The organism is Paraburkholderia sp. J41 (assembly GCF_905220235.1).
Classification (GTDB): domain Bacteria; phylum Pseudomonadota; class Gammaproteobacteria; order Burkholderiales; family Burkholderiaceae; genus Paraburkholderia.
Window position 1 is genome coordinate 56,428 of the sequence record NZ_CAJMZE010000029.1, and the last position, 22,450, is coordinate 78,877.

Consider the following 22,450-nt stretch of genomic DNA (forward strand, 5'->3'; position numbering starts at 1 on the left):
TCAATCGATGCTTTGGTTCAAAGCAGGTTCAAGCCAGGTTCAAGCCGGTTTCAGTCGTTCAGCGTCAGCGCCAGCACTTTCACCACCAGTTCGCGATATTCGATGCCGACCGCGCGCGCGGCCTTCGGCGGCAGCGAGTGGTCGGTCATGCCGGGCGCCGTGTTCACTTCCAGGAAGTACGGGTTGCCCGCGCCGTCCATCATGAAATCCGCGCGGCCCCAGTCGGTGCAGCCGAGCACGTCGAACGCGCGGCGCGCGAGCTGCTTCAGCTGCGCTTCCTTTTCCGGCGCCACGCCGCACGGAATCAGATACTGCGTGGTGTCGAGAATGTACTTCGCGTCGTAGTCGTAGAACTCGCCCGCCGGCACGATCTTGATGATCGGCAGGTCGAGATCGCCCGCGACGCAGGCCGTGTATTCGCCGCCGCCTTCAATGCTCTTTTCCGCGAGCACGATCTTGTCGTACTTCGCGGCTTCTTCCAGCGCCGGCGCGAGTTCGGCTTGCGTCTTCACCTTGATGACCGCGACGCTCGAGCCTTCGCTCGCGGGCTTCACGAAGATCGGCAGGCCGAGCTTCGCGACGATCTGCGGCGCGCGCGCCGCGTAGTCGTCGCCGCGCAGCACGGTCTCGAACGGCGGCGTGGGAATGCCCAGTTGCTGCCACACGAGCTTGCTGCGGAACTTGTCGAGACCGAGCGCCGAACCCAGCACGCCCGTGCCCGTGTAACGAATGCCGTAGAAGTCGAGCGCGCCCTGAATCTGGCCGTTTTCGCCGTAGCCGCCATGCAGCGCGTTGAACGCGCGCACGAAGCCTTCTTCCTTGAGCGCCGAAAGCGGCCGCACCGAAGGATCGAACGGATGCGCGTCGATGCCCGCGCTTTGCAGCGCCTGGAGCACGAGCGTGCCCGACTTGAGCGACACTTCGCGCTCCGCGGATTCGCCACCGTACAACACGGCAACCTTGCCGAAATCTTTAGGGTCGATACTGCTCATTTCGCTCACGCCTTTTGTTCCTGTTGCGCGATCCGGCCCGGCACGCCGCCGATCGAACCCGCGCCCATCGTAATCACCACGTCGCCTTCGCGCACCACGGCAGCGAGCGCCTCCGGCATTTCGTCCACCGTTTCGATAAACACCGGCTCCACCTTGCCCGCCACGCGAATCGCGCGCGCGAGCGCCCGGCCGTCGGCCGCGACGATCGGCGCTTCGCCGGCCGCGTAGACGTCGGTGAGCACGAGCGCGTCGACGGTCGACAGCACGCGCACGAAGTCTTCGAAACAATCGCGCGTGCGCGTGTAGCGGTGCGGCTGGAACGCGAGCACGAGACGGCGGCCCGGAAACGCGCCGCGCGCCGCCGCGACCGTCGCCGCCATTTCCACCGGGTGATGGCCGTAGTCGTCGATCAACGTGTAGGCGCCGCCGCCATTGACGGGAATTTCGCCGTAGCGCTGGAAGCGGCGGCCCACGCCGTTGAATTCGGCGAGCGCGCGCTGGATGTCGGCGTCCTTCACTTCGAGTTCGGTCGCGATCGCGATGGCGGCCAGCGCGTTCTGCACGTTGTGCTCGCCCGGCAGGTTCAGCACGACGTCGAGCGACGGCGCGTCCTCGCGCATCGCCGTGAAGTACATCTTGCCGTCGCGCGGCACCACGTTGACGGCGCGCACCTGTGCGTCGGCCGCGAAACCGTAGCGAATGATGGGCTTCGAAACGAACGGCAGAATTTCCTTCACGTTCGGGTCGTCGACGCACAGCACCGCGATGCCGTAAAAAGGCAAACGGTGTGTAAATTCGATGAACGCCTGCTTCAGGCGCGCGAAGTCGTGCCCGTAGGTGTCCATGTGATCGGCGTCGATGTTCGTGATGACTTCGATCACGGGAAAGAGATTGAGGAACGACGCGTCGGATTCGTCGGCTTCCGCGACGATGAAGTCGCCCGTGCCGAGGCGCGCATTCGCGCCCGCGCTGATCAGACGGCCGCCGATCACGAAAGTCGGATCGAGCCCGCCGGCCGCCAGCACGCTCGCGACGAGCGAGGTGGTCGTGGTTTTGCCGTGCGTGCCAGCAATTGCTATGCCTTGTTTCAGGCGCATGAGTTCCGCGAGCATCACGGCGCGCGGCACGATGGGAATGCGGCGATGACGCGCCGCGAGCACTTCGGGATTGTCGCCGCGCACGGCCGTGGAAACGACCACGGCGTTCGCGCCTTCGATGTTCTCTTCGGCATGGCCGATCGCGATGCGCGCGCCGAGCGCGGCGAGCCGGTCGGTGACCGCGTTCTTCGCGAGGTCCGAGCCGCTCACGTGATAGCCGAGATTGACGAGCACTTCGGCGATGCCGCTCATGCCCGCGCCGCCGATGCCGACGAAATGGATGTGTTTGACGATGTGTTTCATTGCTTTCCTCCCGCTACTACGCCCGCCACGCTCGCGCAAATGCGCGCGACCTGATCGGCGGCGTCGGGTTTCGCGAGCGCGCGGGCGCGCTCGGCCATTTCCGCCAGCGTTGTTCTGGTCTGTTGCCGCAACCAGTCGGCGAGTCCTTCCGCCGTCAGGTCGCGTTGCTGCACCACCACGGCCGCGTTCTTGTCGGCAAGAAACGCGGCATTGGTGGTTTGATGGTCGTCCACGGCATACGGGAACGGCACGAAGCACGCCGCCACGCCCACCGCCGCGATTTCGGCCACCGTCATCGCGCCCGAGCGGCAGATCACGAGATCCGCGTGTTCGTAGGCGCCGGCCATGTCGTCGATGAAGGGCACGAGCTTCACGGCTTGATCGGCCGCTTCGTTGGCCGCTTCATTGCCCGCTTCGTTGCCGATCAAGCCCGCTTCGACGTAATTCGACCGCAGCGCCTCGATGTGCTTCGCGCCCGCCTGATGCACGACGTGCGGACGCTCGCCCGGCGCGAGTTGCGCGAGCGCGCGCGGCACGACTTCGTTGAGCGCCGCCGCGCCGAGGCTTCCGCCCACGACGAGCAAGCGCAGCGGACCGCTGCGCGCGGCGTAACGCGCGCCCGGGCTCGCGACGTGTTCGAGTTCCTCGCGGATCGGGTTGCCGGTCCATTCGGCGTGCGGCAACGCGCCCGGAAACGCCACGAGCACGCGCTTCGCGAGTTTCGCGAGCACCTTGTTCGCGAGCCCCGCGATGGAGTTCTGTTCGTGCAGCACGAGCGGCGCGCCCGAAAGCGCGCTCATCACGCCCGCCGGGAACGTGATGTAGCCGCCCATCCCGAGCACGACGTCGGGCTTCACGCGGCGCAGCGCCGCGAGACTTTGCGAGCACGCGCGCAGCAGGTTCAGCGGCAGCATGAGCTTCGTCTTGATACCTTTGCCGCGCACGCCGCCAAAGCGCACGTACTCCATCGGAATGCCGTGCTTCGGCACGAGCGTCGCTTCCATGCCCGCCGCGTTGCCGAGCCACACCACGCGCCAACCCCACTGCTCCATGCGATGCGCGACGGCGAGCCCGGGGAACACGTGCCCGCCGGTTCCGCCGGCCATCACCATGAGCGTGCGCGTGGGTGCGGTCATACCTTGCCTCCGCGCATCAGCACCCGGTTTTCGTAGTCCACGCGCAGCAGCAGCGCCACCGCGACGCAGTTGAGCAGAATGCCCGAGCCGCCGTAGCTCACGAGCGGCAGCGTAAGGCCTTTGGTCGGCAGCAGGCCGAGATTCACGCCCATGTTGATGAACGCCTGCGCGCCGAACCACACGCCAAGCCCCTTGGCGACGAGGCCCGCGAACGTGCGGTCGAGCGCGAGCGCCTGGCGGCCGATCTCGAACGCGCGGCGCACGATCCAGTAAAACAGCAGAATGACGACCAGCACGCCGACAAAACCGAGTTCCTCGCCGATCACCGCAAGGATGAAGTCGGTGTGCGCTTCGGGCAGATAGTTGAGCTTTTCGACGCTGCCGCCCAGCCCCACGCCGAACCACTCGCCGCGGCCGAACGCGATCAGCGAGTGCGTGAGCTGATAGGCCTTGCCCTGCGCGTAGCGGTCGTCCCACGGATCGAGATACGCGAAAATGCGCTCGCGACGCCATGGCGACGCCCACACGAGCAGCGTGAACGTGCCCACCGCCGTCGCCACGAGACCGCCGAACAGCTTGCCGTTCACGCCGCCGAGAAACAGCACGCCCATCGCGATGGCGGCGATCACCATGAACGCGCCCATGTCGGGTTCAAGCAGCAGCAGCGCGCCCACCACGCCCACGGCCAGCGCCATCGGCAAAAAGCCCTTGCCGAAGCTGTGCATGAATTCCTGCTTGCGCACGGTGTAGTTCGCCGCATAGATGGTCACGGCGAGCTTCATGATTTCCGACGGCTGCATGTTGGTGATGCCGAGCGGAATCCAGCGGCGCGCGCCGTTCACGCCCTTGCCGATGTGCGGGATCAGCACGATCACGAGCAGCAGCAGCGAGGCGAGAAAGAGCTTGGGCGCCCAGCGGTCCCAGGTGGACACGGGAATGCGGAACGCCACGAGCGCCGCGACCGTGCCGATCACGAGCGAAACGATGTGGCGCACGAGAAACGCCCAGTCGCGGTACGACGCGTACTTGGGCGAATCGGGCATGGCGATGGACGCCGAATAGACCATCACGACGCCAAGACCCAGCAGCGCAATGACGGCCCAGAGCAGCGAATGATCGTAGTCGAGCATGCGCGAGCGGCCCGGACGCACGCCGTTGACGACGCTCGCGAGACCGCCCGAGCGCGCCGCGCCGCCACCGCCCGATGCGTCTGCGGTCGCGGCGCCGCCGGTAGCCACGCGTGACAGACGCGAACCGAATCGTTCGGACCAGCTCATATCATCGTCCCCCGTTCTGCGGCGATCTCTTCCACCGTGTCGCGGAACACGGCGGCGCGATGGGCGTAATTCCTGAACATGTCGAGGCTCGCGCACGCGGGCGAGAGCAGCACCGCGTCGCCCGGCTGCGCGAGCGCCGTGGCCGCGCGCACCGCGGCTTCGAGCGTCGGCTGGTCGGTGAGCGCGATGCCGGTTTCCTCGAGCGCGGCGCGAATCTTCGGCGCGTCGCGGCCGATCAGCATGACGGCGCGGCACCAGCGCGCGACCGGTTCGGCGAGCGGCGCGAAATCCTGGCCCTTGCCGTCGCCGCCCGCGATCAGCACCGCGCGCTGCGCGAGGCCGTCGAGCGCGGCAACCGTCGCGCCGACGTTGGTGCCCTTGCTGTCGTCGACATAGTCGATGCCTTCGAGCGACGCGATCAGCTCGACGCGATGCGGCTCGCCGCGATACTCGCGCAAGCCGTGCAGGAGCGGCGCCGGCGGCAGGCCGATCGCGCGCGTGAGCGCGAACGCCGCGAGCGCGTTGGCCGCGTTGTGCAAGCCGCGAATGCGCAGCGCGTCGACGGGCATGAGGCGCTTCATCGCGAGTTCGACGGGCGCGGCCGCCTGCTGCTTGCGGCGGCGCGGCGAGACGGGTTCGTCGGTTGCGTCGGGGTCGTGCGCCTGCACGAGCCACTGCATGCCGTTGTCGCGCGAGAGGCCGAAATCGCCGTCGCTTTGCGGTTCGTTCAAGCCGAACGTGACGATCTTCGCTTCGCCGCCCGCGCTTGTGCCCGCGTTCGCGAGCGACATCACGCGCTTGTCGTCGCGGTTGAGCACGCGCGTGGTGTGCGCGCCGAAGATGCGGCCTTTCGCGGCCGCGTAGGCGTCGAGCCCGCCGTGCCAGTCGAGGTGATCCTGCGTGATGTTGAGAATGGCGGCCGCGTCGGGCGCGAAGCTATGCGCGGTTTCGAGCTGAAACGACGACAGTTCGAGCACCCAGATGTCGGGCAGCGCGGTGTTGTCGATGGCTTCGGCGAGCTTGTCGAGCATGGCCGGGCTGATGTTGCCCGCGACCGCGACGCGCTTGCCGGCACGCTCGCACAGCATGCCCGTGAGGCTCGTGGTGGTGGTCTTGCCGTTCGTGCCGGTAATGGCGAGCACCTTCGGCGCATAACCGCTTTCGCCGAGCCGGCGCAGCGCCTGGGCGAAGAGTTCGAGTTCGCCCCACACTTCGATGCCGCGCTCGCGCGCCGCCGCGACGAGCGGCACAAGGTCCTCCGCCAGCGGCGAAAGTCCCGGGCTGATGGCGACGAGTTCGACGCCTTCCAGCAACGCGGGCGAGAACGGGCCGCCGACGAAGTCGGCCTCGATGCCGCGCACCGCGAGTTCGGGCAAATTCGGCGGCGCTTCGCGCGTGTCGGCAACGCGCAGGCGGCAGCCTTGCCGCGCGCACCAACGCGCCATCGCGAGACCCGATTCGCCGAGTCCCAGCACGAGCACCATCGGCTTTTGCCGATCCCGAAACTTCTCGCCAAACATCGCTTGCTTCCCTTCCTTAAGCTGTGTGAGTGACCAGGATGAATTCAGCGCTGGATCAACGCAGCTTGAGCGTGGACAGACCGAACAGACACAGCATCAACGTGATGATCCAGAAGCGCACGACAACCTGCGTTTCTTTCCAGCCGGACAATTCGAAATGGTGATGCAGCGGCGCCATCTTGAAGATGCGGCGCCCTTCGCCGTAACGCTTTTTCGTGTACTTGAACCACGTGACCTGGAGCATCACCGAAAACGTTTCCGCCACGAAAATGCCGCCCATGATGAAAAGCACGATTTCCTGGCGCACGATCACGGCGATGGTGCCGAGCGCGCCGCCGAGCGCGAGCGCGCCCACGTCGCCCATGAACACCTGCGCCGGGTGCGTGTTGAACCAGAGGAACGCGAGGCCCGCGCCGCCCATCGCCGAGCAGAAGATCAGCAGTTCGCCCGCGCCGGGAATGTGCGGAAACAGCAGATATTTCGAATAGACCGAGCTGCCCATCACGTAGGCGAACACGCCGAGCGACGCGCCCACGAGCACGACCGGCATGATGACGAGGCCGTCGAGGCCGTCGGTGAGATTGACCGCGTTGCTCGAACCGACGATCACCAGATACGTGAGCGCGATGAAGCCCCACACGCCGAGCGGATAGCTGATCGACTTGAGGAACGGGATCATGAGGTCGGCGCGCGCGGGCAGCCCCATCGACAAGCCGCTGCGCACCCACGCCATGAAGAGGTCGAACACGCGCACGTTGTTCGCCTCGGACACGCTGAACGCGAGATACACGGCCGCGAACAGCCCGATCACCGACTGCCAGAAATACTTCTCGCGCGAGGACATGCCGCGCGGGTCCTTGTAGACGACCTTGCGATAGTCGTCGACCCAGCCGATCAGGCCATAGCCGAACGTCACGAGCATCACGATCCAGATGAAGCGGTTCGTGAGATCGCCCCACAGCAGCGTGGAAACGGCGATGCCGAGAAGAATCAGCACGCCGCCCATCGTGGGCGTGCCCGACTTCACGAGGTGCGTTTGCGGGCCGTCCTTGCGCACGGCCTGGCCCACCTTCATCGCGGTGAGCTTGCGAATGACCCACGGGCCCAGAAAGAGCCCAATGGCCATCGCGGTGATGGTCGCCATCACCGCGCGGAACGTCAGATAACTGAACACGCGCAAGAAGCTTGCGTCATTCTGCAGCCATTGCGCCAGCGCCAGTAGCATTGCCTGTTTCCTTCGTATTTCAATGCGCGCCGGACGCGGCGTCCGGCGCGGGGTTTTGCGGATTCGCGGCGGGAGCCGTCAATGCGGCCACCACGCGCTCCATTTGCATGAAGCGCGAGCCCTTCACGAGGATCGTGGCGTTCGCGCCGTAATTGGCCGACGCGAGCGCGCTCACGAGTTGGGTGACGTTGGCGGCATGCAGCGCCTTCGCGCCGAACGCCTTTGCCGCGTCGCGCGACGCGTCGCCGAGCGTGTAGAGCGCGTCGATGCCGCGCGCCTTCGCGTACTCGCCCACTTCGCGATGAAACGCCGGACCGTCGTCGCCGACTTCGCCCATGTCGCCGAGCACGAGCACGCGCGGCGACGCTTGCGCGGCGATCACGTCGATGGCGGCGCGCACGGAATCGGGGTTGGCGTTGTAGGTGTCGTCGATGACCGTCGCGCCCGCCAGTTCGCCGAGCGCCGCGCGCTTGACCTGCAACCGCCCCTTCACCGGTTCGAACGCCTCGAGCCCGCGGCCGATCGCGTCCAGCGGCACGCCGGCCGCGATCGCCGCCGCCGCGGCCGCGAGCGCGTTGTGCGCGTTGTGCGCGCCCAGCACCTTCAATTCGACTTCGAGATGGCCTTCGGGCGTGGCGATCGCGAGGCGATTTCCGCTTCGCTCGCCGCCCGTTTCCCCGACCAGCTTGCCGGTGACGGCCGCATCGACGGCACGCTCGCCGGTATGCAACGCGAAGTCGAGAATCTGCGAACCCGTGGCGGCCACGCGCCAGATGCCCGCGTAGGCGTCGTCGGCGGGAAACACGGCCACGCCCGTGGGCTTGAGCGCGTGGATCACGCTCGCATGTTCGAGCGCGACGGCTTCCACCGTCGCCATGAATTCCTGATGCTCGCGCTGCGCGTTGTTCACGACCGCCACCGTCGGCTCGGCGAGCTTCGCGAGCAGATCCGTTTCGCCGGGGTGATTCATGCCCAGCTCGACCACGCCGAGCCGGTGCGCCGCATTCAAACGCAGCAGCGTGAGCGGCACGCCGATGTCGTTGTTCAGATTGCCCTGCGTGGCCAGGCGCTCGCTTTCGCCCACTGCCGTCGCGAAAATCGTCGCGATCATTTCCTTGACCGTGGTCTTGCCGTTGCTGCCCGTGACCGCCACGAGCGGCAGCGCGAAGCGGCGCCGCCAGCCGAGCGCGAGCGCGCCCAGCGCCGTGCGCGTGTCGTCCACGCGCAGCGCCGGCGTGCGCCAGTCGCCGGGACTGCGCGACACGAGCGCCGCGCTCACGTTGCGGCCCGCGACTTCCGCGAGAAAGTCGTGCGCGTCGAAGCGCTCGCCCTTGAGCGCGACGAACAGGTCGCCGGGACCGGCCGTGCGGCTGTCGGTCGAGATGCGCTCGAAGGTCGCGTTCTCGTCGCCGAGAACGGTCGCGCCGGGGATCAGCGCTGCGGCTTCGCGCAGGGAAAGCATTGTCATTCACCGCCTCCGCGCCCGTGCCGATCCAAAGTCGGACGAGCGGCGAGAGCAAGGCGCGCGTGATCCTGGTCGGAGAACGCGCGCTTCTTGCCCATGATTTCCTGAGTCGACTCGTGGCCTTTGCCGGCGAGTACGACGACGTCTTCGCGCGCCGCGCCGCGCACCGCTTGCAGGATCGCGCTCGCGCGGTCCTCGATACGGCGCGCCTTCGCGGGTTCGCGCATGCCTTGTGCGATCTGGTCGATGATCGCGGCGGGGTTTTCGCTGCGCGGGTTGTCGCTCGTCACGACGACCTGGTCGGCGAGCCGCTCGGCGATCGCGCCCATGAGCGGGCGCTTGGTCGCGTCGCGGTCGCCGCCGCAACCGAACATGCAGACGAGCTGGCCGCCGCGCGCCTGCGCCATCGGCCGCAGCGCCTCGAGCGTTTTTTCCAGCGCGTCGGGCGTATGCGCGAAGTCGATCACGACGAGCGGCTCGTCCTGATCGGCGCGCCCGCCCAGGCGCTCCATGCGGCCGTTGACCGGTTGCAGCTTCGCGAGTTCGTTCAGCGCGGCGATGAGCGGCACGTTCGCGGCGAGCAACGCGCCCAGCACACCGAGCAGATTGCTGACGTTGAACAAGCCGAGCGTTTGCACTTCGACATGGGCTTCGCCCCAATCGGACGTTTCCAGACGAAACGCGGTGCCCGTTGCCGTCGCCCTCACGTCGCTCGCGCGCAGCCACGCGTCGGCGGCGGGAAATTCCGCGGCCGGCGTGGCGATGCCGTAAGCGATCGTGCGCGCGCTGCCGCGCGTTGCCGCGACGAGGCGGCGGCCCGCCGCGTCGTCGACATTGATCACGGCGGCGCGCAGCCCCGGCCACGCGAACAGACGCGCCTTCGCGGCTTCGTAGGCCTCGAACGTGCCGTGATAGTCGAGATGATCCTGCGAGAGATTCGTGAAGATCGCGATGTCGAACGAAGTGCCGTTCACGCGGCCCTGATGCAGCGCGTGGGAGGATACCTCCATCGCAATACTCCGTGCGCCTTCGCCGCGCAATTTCGCGAGGCTGCGTTGCAGCTGCGGCGCGTCGGGCGTCGTGAAGCCCGTGTACACGAGCTGGCCGACGAAACCGCTGCCGAGCGTGCCGACGATCGCGCACTTCTGGCCGACGCCCGTGAGCGCCGCCGCGACCCACTGGCTGCACGAGGTCTTGCCGTTCGTGCCCGTCACGCCGACGACGAGCATCGCGTCGCTCGGGTCGCCGTACCAGCCGCTCGCGATCTCGCCCGCGAGCACGTCGAGTTGCGGCACGGCGAGCGCCTTCGATGCGTCGCGCGGCGCGCCGGCATAGCCTTCCGGCTGATACAACACGGCGGCCGCGCCGCGTTCGATGGCGCTCGCGATGTGCGGGCGATTGTCCGCGCCGTCGACGGCGTATGCCACGAACACGTCGCCCGGCTGGAGCGAACGCGTGTCGGCGTGCAGGCCGGCTTCGGGCGCGGCGTGCGCGCGCAGCCACGCGAGCGCGCCGGCGATCTGCTCGCGCGCGGGATGCTGGGTGCGCGCGGCGCTCATCGCACGACTCCGGGACGGGTTTTCGCGTTGTCGGCGACCTTGATGTGACGCGCCGCGGCGCCGCTCTTGCCGGCGGACGCCAGCACGCGTTTCGTGTTCGCGCCATTTGCGCCGTTTGCGCCATTCGCCGCGGGCGCGTTCGCCACGGCGGGCGCGGAGGCGCCGTTGTCCTCCACCACGAGCTGCTTGACCGGCATGTCGGGCGGCACGTTGAGCGAGCGCAGCGTGTCGCCGACGATGCCCGAGAACACCGGCCCCGACACCGCGCCGCCGAAGTGGCTGCCGGCCGTGGGCTCGTCGACCGTCACGGCCACGACGATGCGCGGGTTCGGCATCGGCGCCATGCCCACGAACGACGCGCGGTACTTCGAATGATCGTAGCCATGCGGGCCGTGCTTGTACGCGGTGCCCGACTTGCCGCCCACGCGGTAACCCGGCACGGCCGCATCGGGCGACGTGCCGTCCTTCGACACCACGCTCTCCAGCATCGTGCGCACCTCGCGCGCCGTCACGGGCGAAAACACCTGCGTGCCCTGCACGGGCTGGTCGTCGCCGGGATAACGGAAAATCGTGACAGGCAGGATCTGGCCGTCATGCGCGATGGCTGTGTACGCGCGCGCGAGCTGGAACAGCGAAACCGACAGGCCGTAACCGTACGACATGGTGGCCTGTTCGATGCGGCGCCAGCTTTTCCACGGACGCAGCCGCCCCGCCGCCGCGCCGGGGAACCCGACCTTCGGCGCCTGACCGAGACCGATGCTGGTGTACATGTCCCACATTTCCTCGGGCCGGAGCGTCATCGCGATCTTGGTCGCGCCGATATTGCTCGACTTCTGGATCACGCCGCCCACCGTCAGCACGCCGAATCCGGCGTCGTCGGTGATGGTCGCGCCGTCCAGCGTGAAGTGTCCCGCGCCCGTATCCACCAGTGTAGTCGGCGAGACACGATGCAGATCCAGCGCGAGCGAGATCGTGAACGGCTTCATGATCGAGCCCGGCTCGAACACGTCGGTGAGAATGCGGTTGCGCAACTGCTCGCCCGTGAGGTGCGAGCGGTCGTTCGGGTTGTAGGTGGGATAGTTGACGAGCGCGAGCACTTCGCCCGTGCGCACGTCCACGACCATCGCCGCGCCCGCCTTCGCCTTGAACTTCTGCACCGCCGCCTTGAGGTTCGAATAGGCGATGTACTGGATCTTGCTGTCGATCGACAGCTCCACGTCCTTGCCGTCGTGGGGCACGACCGTTTCGTCGACGTCTTCGACGATGTGGCCCATGCGGTCCTTGATGACGTGGCGAATGCCCGGCACGCCCGCGAGCACCTTCTGGTCGGAAAGCTCGATGCCTTCCTGGCCTTCGTCCTCCACGTTGGTGAAGCCGATCAGGTGAGCGGTGACGTCGCCTTCGGGATAGAAACGTTTGTATTCGTTGCGCTGATAAATACCGGGAATGTCGAGCGCCGTGACCTGCTGCGCGATGTCGAGCGGCACCTGGCGCTTCACGTACACGAACGTCTTGTCTTCCGAGAGCTTCTTGCGCAGGTCGGTCGTGCTCATGTCGAGCAGTTTGCCGAGTTGCGCGAGCTTGTCGGCGCCGAGATCGTCGGGCACGGCTTCGGGAATCGCCCAGATCGCGCGCACGGGCAGGCTCGTTGCGAGCACGAGGCCGTTGCGGTCGAGAATCTTGCCGCGCGTGGCGGGTAGTTCGATGGTGCGCTGATAGCGGCTTTCGCCCTGCTTCTGATAGAACGCGTTGCCCGGCCCCTGAATCCAGAACGCGCGCGCGGCGAGTGCGACGAACGCCATGAACAGCAGGAACACGACGAGCTTCGAGCGCCACATCGGCAGGCGCACGGAGAGGATCGGGTTCGCGCTGAACGCGACGCTCTTGCGGCGATTGGTGTCTTTTTTCATCGCGCGCCTCGGCGAGCGGGCGTGGCGACGGCGCCCTGCGCGGGTGCGGACGTGGGCACGGGCGCGTCGACGGCGGTGGCCGAGCCCGGTGCGAGAGTCAGATATTGCGTGCGTCCGGTCGTGACGGGCTGCATCTTGAGCGAATCGGTGGCGATCTGTTCGATGCGCGACGTTCGGGACAGCGCGCTCTGCTGATACTGAAGCTGCGCGTAGTCCTGCTGGAGCTGATGCTCCTGCGACTGCGCGCGTTGCAACTGGATGAAGATCTGACGCTGCTGATTCGTGGCGTTGACGACGGAAAGCGCGCAACCCATCACGACGATCAGCAGGAAGATGTTCAGACGGTTCATGACGTGACGCGCTCCGCGATGCGCATCACGGCGGAACGGCTGCGCGGGTTCGCGGCGACTTCCTCGTCGCTCGCGAACACGCGGCCAAGCAGCTTGAGAGGCGGGCTCGGCAGATCGACAGCGCGAATCGGCAGGCGGCGATCGATCGCCGGCGCGCTCGCGTGCGCCTGCATGAATCGCTTGACGATACGGTCTTCGAGCGAATGAAAGCTGATGACCACCAGCCGTCCCCCCTGTTCCAGCAACGACATGGCTGCCTCTAGAACGACCTGCAACTCCGCAAGCTCTTGATTGACGTGAATCCGTATAGCTTGAAAGGTGCGGGTTGCCGGGTCCTTACCCTTCTCACGGGTTTTGACGACGTTAGCCACGATTTGGGCAAGCTCGCCCGTGCTGTCGAGAGGCCCGAGACGGTCGGACTCTGCCCGGCGAGCAACAAGCGCCTTTGCAATCTGAAAAGCAAACCGTTCTTCCCCATAATCCCGAATTACCTCCGTCAGTTCCTGCAACGTGGCCCGAGCGAGCCAGTCAGCGGCGGACTCGCCGCGCGTCGGGTCCATCCGCATGTCGAGCGGGCCATTGGCGCGAAAACTAAAACCGCGCTGCGGGTCGTCGACTTGCGGCGACGACACGCCAAGGTCCAGCAGCACACCCGACACACGCCCTACCCCGCGCTCCGCCATGGCGTCGCGCAGTGAAGCAAAACTCTCGTGCACGATCGAGAACCGCGCGTCGCCCACCTGTTCGGCAGTGGCGATTGCCAGCGGGTCTTTGTCGAACGCGATCAGGCGGCCGGTTTCGGCCAGCCGGCCGAGAATCGCGCGACTGTGCCCGCCGCGCCCGAACGTGCCGTCTACGTAGACGCCGTCCTTGCGCGTGACGAGTGCGTCGACCGCTTCATCGAGCAGCACCGTGCGATGCTGCAGTTCGTGTCCCATCGCAGGTGCCATGGCTCTCTAACCGCGATCAGAACGTGAAATTCTTCAAGGCGTCGGGCATGCCCTGCGCCATCGCCGCTTGTTCCTTGGCGGCATACGTTTGTGCATCCCACAACTCAAAATGACTACCCATGCCAAGCAGCATGACTTCCTTTTCCATTCCCGCCGCGAGGCGCAATTCAGGTGAGACGAGCACGCGGCCCGCGCTGTCGACGTCGACGTCGGACGCATTGCCGAGAAAGATGCGGCGCCACCAGTGCGCGTCCATCGGCAACGCGGCGACCTTCGCGCGAAACACTTCCCATTCGGGGCGCGGAAATAGCAACAGGCAGCCGTCCGGGTGCTTGGTGATCGTCACCCGGCCTTCTGCCTGTTGTTGCAGCGCGTCCCGATAGCGCGAAGGAACCGACATCCGTCCTTTCGCATCGAGTGTTAGCGCCGACGCCCCCTGGAACAATTTGCTCCCCCTCTCGCGGAGGCGCTCGCCGCTCCGCTAATAGCCCGAAAATTTACCCGAATATGCGCTTGAAATCACACAAAAATACACTTTCTCACACTGTCTCCCACTTTAGAGGAACGCTTCACGAGGGTCAAGGGAGACCGGACGTTTTTTGACGAAATTTGCCCGCTAGAACAAGGACTTAGCCGCACCTCTTCAAGTCGGCTTAAAAGGCAAAAAGCGTTATGAATGAAAGAGCTAACGCGGGATGTGAAGGTGATACGTGAAAAGCGCGGCGGAAAACGGCGTGCGCAGAAGGCAACAACGGGGCGTGCGGGGATTAATCCGGGAGGGATGCTGCTCTGAAAGGATATTCTCACTGGGGCCGACAGGCGCTGCCGGCCCACCTTCGTTAATCAGATGTGATACGCCGTGCGCGTCATGATTTTCGACGCCATGCGCATGAGCGAGCGCACCGGCAACGGCAAATCGACGCCGCCCAGATCGACGGCCGATTTTGCATGCGCGCTTTCGTCGGCGCGCATTTGCTCGACCACGGCGCGCGATTCCAGATCGGCGGGCGGCAGGCTGTCGAGATGGCTGTCCAGGTGATGCTCGACCTGGCGCTCGGTTTCGGCCATGAAGCCGAGGCTCACCTTGTCGCCGAACCGGCCCGCGGCGAACCCGATCGCGAGCGCGCCCGCGTACCACACCGGATTGAGCAGGCTCGGACGCGAGTCGAGCGCCTGCAAGCGGCGTGCGGTCCACGCGAGGTGATCTTCCTCTTCGCGCGCCGCCTGTTCGAACGCGGCCTTGAGCGAGGGCGAACGCGTTGCCATCTTCTGCGCCTGGTAGAGCGCCTGCGCGCACACCTCGCCCACGTGATTCACGCGCATGAGGCCGGCGGCGTGCGCGCGTTCGGCGGGCGTGAGATCCGTGGCCGGAGCGATTGCTTCGGCCTCCGACGCAATTCCGGCTGCTTCGGGAGAGCTGGCCGCGGCGGGCACGACGGACAACTCGGGCGCGACCGGTTGCGGCATCGCACGCGACATGCGCGACACGCCCGTGATCGAGCGCAATCCCCGATCGAATTCGGTAATCAAATCGTCCAGCGTCATCCAGCCTCCCTTACGTCCTCTTGCGCCCTTTTGCGCCCTTTTGCGCCCTCTTGCGTCCTTCGCCTGCGGAGTACGCCGCCAAGCGGTAACGGCTCGCCGACCGTACGCATTTCGCTCGCCCGCGGCGATCGTTCCCGCTGCGCGCCGTAGCGTGTCTGAGCGATTCCTGGCGGCTACACACTCTCCGAAAGATCCGTCAATCCGGGGCAGCGCCGATAGATAGGCGCATATTCTAAGCCATGTTGTGTAAACGAAACAGGTACTTAGCCCCGTTCCCCTTTTCCTTTGTGGCCGAAAACCCTTTTGTTACATTACATGCAACTTCTCGCGAAGTTAGACGCGGGGCCAAGCAAGATAAAAAATCGGTCCCGTTAAAAAGACGCATAAATATTCGCAAACACTGGAGATCTTTCAATGAAGAAGTCGCTTCTCGCGCTTGCTGCGCTAGGCGCGTTCGCGGGCGTTGCTCACGCACAGAGCAGCGTCACGCTGTACGGCATCATCGACGAAGGTTTCAACATCAACACCAACTCGGGCGGCCAGCATCTGTACAACCTGTCGAGCGGCGTCCTGCAAGGCAGCCGTTGGGGCCTGCGCGGCACCGAAGATCTCGGCGGCGGTCTGAAGGCCCTCTTCGTGCTCGAAAACGGCTTCGACGTGAACAACGGCAAGCTCGGTCAAGGCGGCCTGATGTTCGGCCGTCAGGCCTACGTCGGCCTGAGCACGGCGCAGTTCGGCTCGGTCACGCTGGGTCGCCAGTACGACTCCGTCGTCGATTACGTCGGTCCGCTCGAAGCGGGCGACCAGTGGGGCGGCTACATCGCCGCTCACCCGGGCGACCTCGACAACTTCAACAACGCGTATCGCACGAACAACACGATCAAGTTCACCAGCGCGAACTTCGCCGGCCTGACGTTCGGCGGCACGTACAGCTTCGGCAACACGGCCGGCGACTTCTCGCACAACCAGATCTGGTCGTTGGGCGCAGGCTACAACAACGGTCCGCTGGTGCTCGGCGTCGGTTACCTGAATGCGCGCACGCCGGCGGCGTCGGGCGGTCTGTTCAACAACGGCGGCACGGCAGCCGCTGCGAACGCCGCCGTGACCTCGCCGGTCTACGCCGGCTTCGCTTCGGCGAACACGTACCAGGTGATCGGTGCGGGCGGCGCTTACACGTTCGGCGCCGCAACGATCGGCCTCACGTACTCGAACATCCGCTTCGCGAACCTCGGCACGACCTACGCGGCAGCAGGCCGCCGCGGCGAGTCGGCAACGCTGAACAATGCCGAAGTCAACTTCAAGTACCAACTGACGCCGGCCCTGCTCGCAGGTCTCGCGTACGACTACACGCGCGGCGCGTCGATCGACGGCGCTTCGCGTGCGCAGTACCACCAGGGTTCGGTGGGCGTCGACTATTTCCTGTCGAAGCGCACGGACGTCTACGTGGTCGGCGTCTATCAGCACGCGCTGGGCGACACGCTCAACTCGGCTGGCCAGATCGTCGACGCAACGGCCGGCATCAACGGCCTGACCGGCTCGTCGAACCAGAACCAGTTCACGGCTCGCGTCGGCATCCGTCACAAGTTCTAAGAAGAAGAGTCGTTTCAAACTCGAAGGCGCCTCCGGGCGCCTTTTTTCTTTTGCGCTTCAAAGCCGCTTTCGCTCATGTGCGCTCCAGCGGAAAGCACCGCTCGCGCAATGAAAAAAGCCCGCCACGAAGGCAGGCTTTCCAGGACCGGTGCGCGGGCAACTCGCCCGAAGCCCGTCGAAACGCTCAAACGCGGCCGTCGCGCAACTCGCGCCGCAGAATCTTGCCGACGTTGCTTTTCGGCAGATCGTTGCGAAACTCGATAATCTTCGGGCGCTTGTAGCCCGTGAGCTGCGTCTTGCAGTAATCGAACACGTCCTTGTCGGTGAGCGCCGCGTCTTTCCTGACGATGTAGAGCTTCACCGCCTCGCCCGAATGCGGGTCCGGCACCCCGACCGCCGCCACTTCGAACACGCCCGGCAGCTTCGCGACCACGTCTTCGACTTCGTTCGGATACACGTTGAAACCCGAGACGAGAATCATGTCCTTCTTGCGATCGACGAGCTTGATATAGCCGCGCTCGTTCATCACGCCCACGTCGCCCGACTTGAAGTAGCCGTCCGCCGTCATGACCTTGGCGGTTTCCTCGGGCCGCTGCCAGTAACCCGCCATTACCTGCGGACCGCGAATGCAGATCTCGCCCGCCGCGCCGATCGGCAGTTCGTTGCCTTCGTCGTCACGAATCGAAATTTCCGTCGACGACAACGGCAAGCCGATCGTTCCGGTGTATTCGGTGGCCGTGACCGGATTGCAGGTCACGCTCGGCGACGTTTCCGACAAGCCATAACCTTCGACGATGGGCGTGTGCGTGCGCTCGTACCAGCGTTTGGCGACCGCTTCCTGCACTGCCATGCCGCCGCCGTTCGCGACGAGCAGATGCGAAAAGTCGAGCTTGTCGAAATCGGGATGGTTGAGGATCGCGTTGTAGAGCGTGTTGACGGCGGGGAACGTCGTGACCGAGTAGCCGTGCAGTTCCTTGATCATGCCGGCGATGTCGCGCGGATTCGGAATCAGGATGGCGAGGCCGCCCGTGCGTATCGTGAGCAGGCCGCACACGGTGAGCGCGAACACGTGATAAAGCGGCAGCGCCGCGGCCGTCACGGCCTGAGCGCCCGCAGGCAGCCGCGCGAGCGCGGGCGCGGTCCAAGCCGCCGACTGCAACACGTTCGCAACCAGATTGCGATGCAGCAGCGTCGCGCCCTTCGCCACGCCGGTCGTGCCGCCCGTGTACTGAAGGAACGCCACGTCATCGAGCGTTTGCTCCACGCGCTGAAACTTCGTGCGCGCACCAATGGCGTCGTTGAAACGCACGTGGCCCGGCAAGCTCCATGCGGGCACCATCTTCTTCACGCGGCGCACGACGAAATTGACGATAAAACCCTTCGCGCCGAGCAGGTCGCCCATCGACGCCACGAGCACATGCTTCACGCGCGTATTCGCGATGACCGCGTCCAGCGTCGCGGCGAAGTTCTCGAGGATCACGATGGCCTCGGCGCCGCTGTCCTTCAGTTGATGCTCGAGTTCGCGCGGCGTGTAGAGCGGGTTCACGTTCACGACCACATAGCCCGCGCGCAGCACCGCCGCGAGCGCGACCGGATATTGCAGCACGTTGGGCATCATGAGCGCGATGCGCGCGCCGCGCGCAAGACCGCGCGACTGGAACCAGGCGGCAAGGCGCTGCGAGAGTTGGTCCAGCTCACCGTACGTGATTGTCTTGCCCATGCACGCAAACGCGGGCTTTGCGCGGTAGGCGCCGAAACTCTCCTCGAGCAGCGCCGTGATGGACGCGTAACGGCTCATGTCGATTTCAGCGGGAACGCCGGGCGGGTACGATTTCAGCCAGACTTTTTCCATGCGGCGTCTCCTCCTCGATTTTTCGAATGATCGTGCTAAAAACGGATCGTAGCATGACGATCCGGCGTTTATGTCCGCAAATCAGCGAGTTAGAAAAGCCCCTCGAACCGGCGGCCGGCGGCATACAAGACGAAAAACGGGGCTCAAGCGCGCTCGACTTCGACGAGGCAATCGTAAAACGTCGCCGATCCGCCCAGATCCGTGAGCGCCTGGCTCGTGACTTCGTTGGCGTTGCGGCCGTCGGGCGCGAGCTTTTTCCACCAGATCGACAAGCCCACGACGAGCCCCGCGCGTGCGCGTTCGGTGACGCGCGCCCGCGCGCGCAGGGTGCCGCGATCGTTGAAGATGCGGACTTCGTCGCCGTCGGCGATGGCGCGCTGCGCGGCGTCGGCGGGATGCATATCGACGTGCGGCTCGCCTTCGGTCGCGCGCAGGCTTTCCACATTGACGAAGGTGCTGTTGAGGAAGTTGCGCGCCGGCGGCGAGATCATCGCGAGCGGATAACGCGCGGCCAGCTCGGGCGCGCCGTCCGCCGATTCGTAGGGCGGCAGGTAGTCGGGCAGCGGGTCGAGCCCGGCTTTCGCCAGCGCCTCGCTGTAGAACTCGCACTTGCCCGTGGGCGTGCGGAACCCGCCGTTCGCGAACGGCGCATCGGCGATGTCGAGCTTGAGCCAGCCTTCGCGCTTGAGCGTGGCCCAGTCCGCGCCCGCGAACGCCGGATCGCGCCAGTCGAACGCGCTCGCCGCCACTTCTTCGTCGCTCTCGAACAGCGCCGGCTCGCTCAGGTTCATCGCGCGCGCGATCGAGCGGAAAATTTCCGTATTCGGACGCGACTCACCTACCGGCGCGATGGCGGGCAGGTTCGCCATCACGTGCGTGTGGCCGTAGGACTTGTGGACATCGACATGTTCGAGCTGCGTCGTGGCGGGCAGCAGCAAGTCGGCATAATCGGCCGTGTCGGTCTGGAACTGCTCGAGCACGATGGTGAAAAGATCCTCGCGCGCGAAGCCCGCCGCGACTTTCGCCGATTCGGGCGCCACCGCGACCGGGTTCGCGTTGTAGACCACGACGGCCTCGATCTTCGGGCCGAACGCGGCGCCGCCCGCGTGCGTAAGCGCATCGCCGATCTGGTTCATGTTCACGATGCGCGGCTGATGCTTCGGCCAGCCCGGAATCAGGTCGGGACGCTGCAACGCGTTGGCGTCGACCGGCGCCCAACCCGACGACGACAGCAGCACGCCGCCCGCACGCTCGCGCCACGCGCCCGTAAGCGCCGGAAGGCACGCGATTGCGCGCACGGCGTTGCCGCCGCCGCGCACCCGCTGCAAGCCGTAGTTCATGCGGATCGCCGACTTGCGCGTGGATGCGTAGAGGCGCGCGAGATCGACGATTTCCTGCTCGGTAATGCCGCAGATTTGCGCGACGCGCGCGGGCGCATAGGTCAGCGCGCGCGCCTTCAACGCCTCGAAACCATGTGTATACGCCGCGATGTAGTCGTGATCGAGCCGATCTTCGCTGATGAGCACGTGCATCATGCCGAGTGCCAGCGCGCCGTCCGTGCCGGGCCTGAGCGCGATGTGCTGATGGCACTTTTCGGCTGTGAGGGAACGATACGGGTCGATGGCGATCAGCTTCGCGCCGTTGCGCTTGGCTTCCTGCGCACGCGTCCATAAATGCAGATTCGACGCGATCGGGTTCGCGCCCCAGATCAGGATCAGCTCGCTTTCGGCGAAATGCTCGGTGAGCATGCCGAGGCTCGACCCGAAGGTGTAGCGCAGACCGGCGGCGCCCGCCGCCGCGCAAATCGTGCGATCGAGCCGCGAAGCGCCGAGTTTGTGGAAAAACCGCTGCGAGATGCTGTCGCCTTGCACGAGGCCCATCGTGCCCGCGTAGCTGTATGGCAGGATCGCTTCGGGCGCCCGCCGCGCGATCTCACCGAGGCGGTCGGCGGCGATGCGGCTCGCTTCGTCCCAGGTGATCGGCTCGAAGCGCCCTTCGCCCTTGGCGCCCACGCGCTTCATCGGCTGCATGAGACGCTTTGCGTGGTGGACGCGCTCGGCGTAGCGCGTGACCTTCGTGCAGAGCACGCCTTGGGTGGGCGGATGGTCGGGGTCGCCGCTCACCTTGACTGCCCGGCCGTTGTCGATCGTCACGCGCATCGCGCAGGTATCGGGGCAATCGTGCGGACAGACCGCGCGGGCAAATTCGGCTGGGGCGTTCATGGGCGGCGGACGAGGCGTTGAATCAGATTCGTGATTTTAGTCTGTCCACGGCACGGCCCACGCGGACGTTCCGGTCGTTGTCGCGAAAAAAAACCTTCGGCGTAGAATGGATCGTCTAGACCCGGCCGGGCAAGCCAGCGCGGAGGCCGGGCGCTCACTCTCTCGAACACCGTCAGCCATGAAATTGATCCCGGAAATTCAGGCCGCCCAAGGCGAAATCCAAGGCCTCCGACGAACGATCCACGCGCATCCCGAGTTGCGCTATGAAGAAACCCAGACTGCCGACCTCGTGGCGTCGAAACTCGCCGAATGGGGGCTGGAGGTGCATCGTGGAATGGGCAAAACCGGCGTGGTCGGCGTGCTCAAGCGTGGCAACGGCAAGCGAATGATCGGCTTGCGCGCCGACATGGACGCGCTGCCGATTCAGGAACTCAATACGTTCGATCACCGCTCGCGCCATGAAGGCAAGATGCACGCGTGCGGCCACGACGGTCACACGGCCATGCTGCTGGGCGCGGCGCAGTACCTCGCGCGACATGGCGAATTCGACGGCACGATCGTCTTCATTTTTCAGCCCGCAGAGGAAGGCGGCGCGGGCGCTAAAGCGATGATCGAAGACGGTCTTTTCAAGCAGTTTCCGGTCGATGCCGTGTTCGGCATCCATAACTGGCCTGGCATGCCGGCGGGACATTTCGGCGTGACCGAAGGGCCCATGATGGCGTCGAGCAACGAATTTCGTATCGAGATCCGGGGCGTGGGTTCGCACGCGGCGCTGCCGCACAACGGACGCGACCCGGTATTCACCGCGGTGCAAATCGCGAACGGGCTGCAAAGCATCATCACGCGCAACAAGAAGCCGCTCGATACGGCCGTGCTGTCGATCACGCAAATCCATGCCGGCGATGCGGTAAATGTCGTGCCGAACACGGCGTGGATCGCCGGCACGGTGCGCACCTTCACGACCGAAACGCTGGACCTGATCGAGATGCGTCTACGCAAGATCGCCGAAAACACGGCTGACGCGTACGACTGCTCTGTCGACGTGACTTTCCATCGCAACTATCCGCCGACGGTGAACAGCAGCGCGGAAGTGCGGTTTGCGGCGGAAGTGATGCGCGAGCTCGTGGGTGCGGAGCGCGTGGACGCCCATGTCGAACCGACGATGGGCGCCGAGGACTTTTCGTTCATGCTGCTGGAAAAGCCGGGCTGCTACGTGTTCCTCGGCAACGGCGAGGGTGGCCATCGCGAGGCCGGGCACGGCGCGGGTCCGTGCATGCTCCATAACGCGAGCTACGACTTCAACGATCAGTTGCTGCCGGTCGGATCGTCGTTCTGGGTTCATCTGGCGACGAGGTTTCTCGCGCAGAAGTGAGTGCCCCGGTTAGCTGGCGTGACTTGATGTAAAAAGCCGCCCCTCAAGGCGGCTTGTTCTTCCGGGGCTTCGCAGCCCCTGCCCA

The 22,450-nt window shown here is 65.7% G+C and carries 17 protein-coding genes; 2 read left to right on the forward strand and 15 right to left on the reverse strand.

Going from position 1 to position 22,450, the window contains the following annotated elements; genetic code table 11:
* Positions 1-50: 50 nt before the first annotated feature.
* The 13 genes from U5805_RS24505 to coq7 form a co-directional block, all read right to left on the reverse strand.
* Positions 51-992 carry a D-alanine--D-alanine ligase gene (locus tag U5805_RS24505; RefSeq protein WP_322106099.1) on the reverse strand — a complete coding sequence of 314 codons (942 nt, stop codon included), beginning with the start codon at positions 990-992 and terminating at the stop codon, positions 51-53.
* Positions 993-997: 5 nt separating this feature from the next.
* Positions 998-2,392, reverse strand: a complete 1,395-nt coding sequence (gene murC / locus U5805_RS24510) for a UDP-N-acetylmuramate--L-alanine ligase (protein ID WP_322106100.1) — start codon at positions 2,390-2,392, stop codon at positions 998-1,000.
* Entirely contained in the window at positions 2,389-3,528 is a 1,140-nt protein-coding gene (murG, locus tag U5805_RS24515; protein WP_322106101.1) for an undecaprenyldiphospho-muramoylpentapeptide beta-N-acetylglucosaminyltransferase, read from the reverse strand. Before murG ends, murC begins: the two co-directional genes overlap by 4 nt.
* Positions 3,525-4,805 carry a putative lipid II flippase FtsW gene (gene ftsW / locus U5805_RS24520; protein ID WP_322106102.1) on the reverse strand — a complete coding sequence of 427 codons (1,281 nt, stop codon included), beginning with the start codon at positions 4,803-4,805 and terminating at the stop codon, positions 3,525-3,527. Before ftsW ends, murG begins: the two co-directional genes overlap by 4 nt.
* Positions 4,802-6,325: a UDP-N-acetylmuramoyl-L-alanine--D-glutamate ligase gene (gene murD / locus U5805_RS24525; protein ID WP_322106103.1), complete on the reverse strand. Its 1,524-nt coding sequence runs from the start codon at positions 6,323-6,325 to the stop codon at positions 4,802-4,804. The genes ftsW and murD overlap by 4 nt, the downstream gene beginning before the upstream one ends.
* A gap of 55 nt (positions 6,326-6,380) precedes the next feature.
* Positions 6,381-7,550 carry a phospho-N-acetylmuramoyl-pentapeptide-transferase gene (gene mraY / locus U5805_RS24530; protein ID WP_322106104.1) on the reverse strand — a complete coding sequence of 390 codons (1,170 nt, stop codon included), beginning with the start codon at positions 7,548-7,550 and terminating at the stop codon, positions 6,381-6,383.
* A 19-nt stretch (positions 7,551-7,569) separates the two neighbouring features.
* A complete protein-coding gene (locus U5805_RS24535) occupies positions 7,570-9,018 on the reverse strand; it encodes a UDP-N-acetylmuramoyl-tripeptide--D-alanyl-D-alanine ligase (protein ID WP_322106105.1) in 1,449 nt (482 codons plus the stop codon).
* Positions 9,015-10,574 (reverse strand): UDP-N-acetylmuramoyl-L-alanyl-D-glutamate--2,6-diaminopimelate ligase, encoded by a 1,560-nt coding sequence (locus U5805_RS24540; RefSeq protein WP_322106106.1) that lies wholly within the window; start codon positions 10,572-10,574, stop codon positions 9,015-9,017. Before U5805_RS24540 ends, U5805_RS24535 begins: the two co-directional genes overlap by 4 nt.
* Complete coding sequence (locus U5805_RS24545; protein ID WP_322106107.1) at positions 10,571-12,484, reverse strand: penicillin-binding protein 2; 1,914 nt, start codon at positions 12,482-12,484, stop codon at positions 10,571-10,573. The genes U5805_RS24540 and U5805_RS24545 overlap by 4 nt, the downstream gene beginning before the upstream one ends.
* Positions 12,481-12,834, reverse strand: a complete 354-nt coding sequence (gene ftsL / locus U5805_RS24550; protein ID WP_322106108.1) for a cell division protein FtsL — start codon at positions 12,832-12,834, stop codon at positions 12,481-12,483. Before ftsL ends, U5805_RS24545 begins: the two co-directional genes overlap by 4 nt.
* Positions 12,831-13,784 carry a 16S rRNA (cytosine(1402)-N(4))-methyltransferase RsmH gene (rsmH, locus tag U5805_RS24555; RefSeq protein ID WP_322106109.1) on the reverse strand — a complete coding sequence of 318 codons (954 nt, stop codon included), beginning with the start codon at positions 13,782-13,784 and terminating at the stop codon, positions 12,831-12,833. Before rsmH ends, ftsL begins: the two co-directional genes overlap by 4 nt.
* Positions 13,785-13,800: 16 nt before the next feature.
* Positions 13,801-14,229 carry a division/cell wall cluster transcriptional repressor MraZ gene (mraZ, locus tag U5805_RS24560; RefSeq protein WP_322106110.1) on the reverse strand — a complete coding sequence of 143 codons (429 nt, stop codon included), beginning with the start codon at positions 14,227-14,229 and terminating at the stop codon, positions 13,801-13,803.
* 398 nt (positions 14,230-14,627) lie between these two features.
* Entirely contained in the window at positions 14,628-15,329 is a 702-nt protein-coding gene (gene coq7, locus U5805_RS24565; RefSeq protein WP_322106111.1) for a 2-polyprenyl-3-methyl-6-methoxy-1,4-benzoquinone monooxygenase, read from the reverse strand.
* Between the two features lie 414 nt (positions 15,330-15,743).
* On the opposite strand from coq7, the gene U5805_RS24570 reads away from it, so the two are divergent.
* Positions 15,744-16,919, forward strand: coding sequence for a porin (locus U5805_RS24570; RefSeq protein ID WP_322106112.1), 1,176 nt, complete (start codon positions 15,744-15,746; stop codon positions 16,917-16,919).
* Positions 16,920-17,103: 184 nt separating this feature from the next.
* Here the strand turns inward: U5805_RS24570 and U5805_RS24575 are convergent, their stop codons facing one another.
* Both U5805_RS24575 and U5805_RS24580 read right to left on the reverse strand, forming a co-directional pair.
* Entirely contained in the window at positions 17,104-18,771 is a 1,668-nt protein-coding gene (locus U5805_RS24575) for a long-chain fatty acid--CoA ligase (protein ID WP_322106113.1), read from the reverse strand.
* 143 nt (positions 18,772-18,914) lie between these two features.
* Positions 18,915-20,993 carry a molybdopterin oxidoreductase family protein gene (locus tag U5805_RS24580; RefSeq protein WP_322106114.1) on the reverse strand — a complete coding sequence of 693 codons (2,079 nt, stop codon included), beginning with the start codon at positions 20,991-20,993 and terminating at the stop codon, positions 18,915-18,917.
* 178 nt (positions 20,994-21,171) lie between these two features.
* Between U5805_RS24580 and U5805_RS24585 the strand changes: the two genes are divergently transcribed.
* Entirely contained in the window at positions 21,172-22,365 is a 1,194-nt protein-coding gene (locus tag U5805_RS24585) for a M20 aminoacylase family protein (protein WP_322106115.1), read from the forward strand.
* The last annotated feature ends 85 nt before the right edge of the window (positions 22,366-22,450 follow it).

Excerpts from the sequence above, each read along its gene's own strand:
- rsmH (WP_322106109.1), bottom strand. The coding sequence starts at position 13,784 with ATGGCACCTGCGATGGGACACGAACTGCAGCATCGCACGGTGCTGCTC.
- ftsL (WP_322106108.1), bottom strand. The coding sequence starts at position 12,834 with ATGAACCGTCTGAACATCTTCCTGCTGATCGTCGTGATGGGTTGCGCG.
- U5805_RS24575 (WP_322106113.1), bottom strand. The coding sequence starts at position 18,771 with ATGGAAAAAGTCTGGCTGAAATCGTACCCGCCCGGCGTTCCCGCTGAA.
- coq7 (WP_322106111.1), bottom strand. The coding sequence starts at position 15,329 with ATGACGCTGGACGATTTGATTACCGAATTCGATCGGGGATTGCGCTCG.
- U5805_RS24570 (WP_322106112.1), top strand. The coding sequence starts at position 15,744 with ATGAAGAAGTCGCTTCTCGCGCTTGCTGCGCTAGGCGCGTTCGCGGGC.
- U5805_RS24540 (WP_322106106.1), bottom strand. The coding sequence starts at position 10,574 with ATGAGCGCCGCGCGCACCCAGCATCCCGCGCGCGAGCAGATCGCCGGC.
- ftsW (WP_322106102.1), bottom strand. The coding sequence starts at position 4,805 with ATGAGCTGGTCCGAACGATTCGGTTCGCGTCTGTCACGCGTGGCTACC.
- U5805_RS24585 (WP_322106115.1), top strand. The coding sequence starts at position 21,172 with ATGAAATTGATCCCGGAAATTCAGGCCGCCCAAGGCGAAATCCAAGGC.
- mraY (WP_322106104.1), bottom strand. The coding sequence starts at position 7,550 with ATGCTACTGGCGCTGGCGCAATGGCTGCAGAATGACGCAAGCTTCTTG.
- U5805_RS24535 (WP_322106105.1), bottom strand. The coding sequence starts at position 9,018 with ATGACAATGCTTTCCCTGCGCGAAGCCGCAGCGCTGATCCCCGGCGCG.
- U5805_RS24580 (WP_322106114.1), bottom strand. The coding sequence starts at position 20,993 with ATGAACGCCCCAGCCGAATTTGCCCGCGCGGTCTGTCCGCACGATTGC.
- U5805_RS24545 (WP_322106107.1), bottom strand. The coding sequence starts at position 12,484 with ATGAAAAAAGACACCAATCGCCGCAAGAGCGTCGCGTTCAGCGCGAAC.
- murC (WP_322106100.1), bottom strand. The coding sequence starts at position 2,392 with ATGAAACACATCGTCAAACACATCCATTTCGTCGGCATCGGCGGCGCG.
- U5805_RS24505 (WP_322106099.1), bottom strand. The coding sequence starts at position 992 with ATGAGCAGTATCGACCCTAAAGATTTCGGCAAGGTTGCCGTGTTGTAC.
- murG (WP_322106101.1), bottom strand. The coding sequence starts at position 3,528 with ATGACCGCACCCACGCGCACGCTCATGGTGATGGCCGGCGGAACCGGC.
- murD (WP_322106103.1), bottom strand. The coding sequence starts at position 6,325 with ATGTTTGGCGAGAAGTTTCGGGATCGGCAAAAGCCGATGGTGCTCGTG.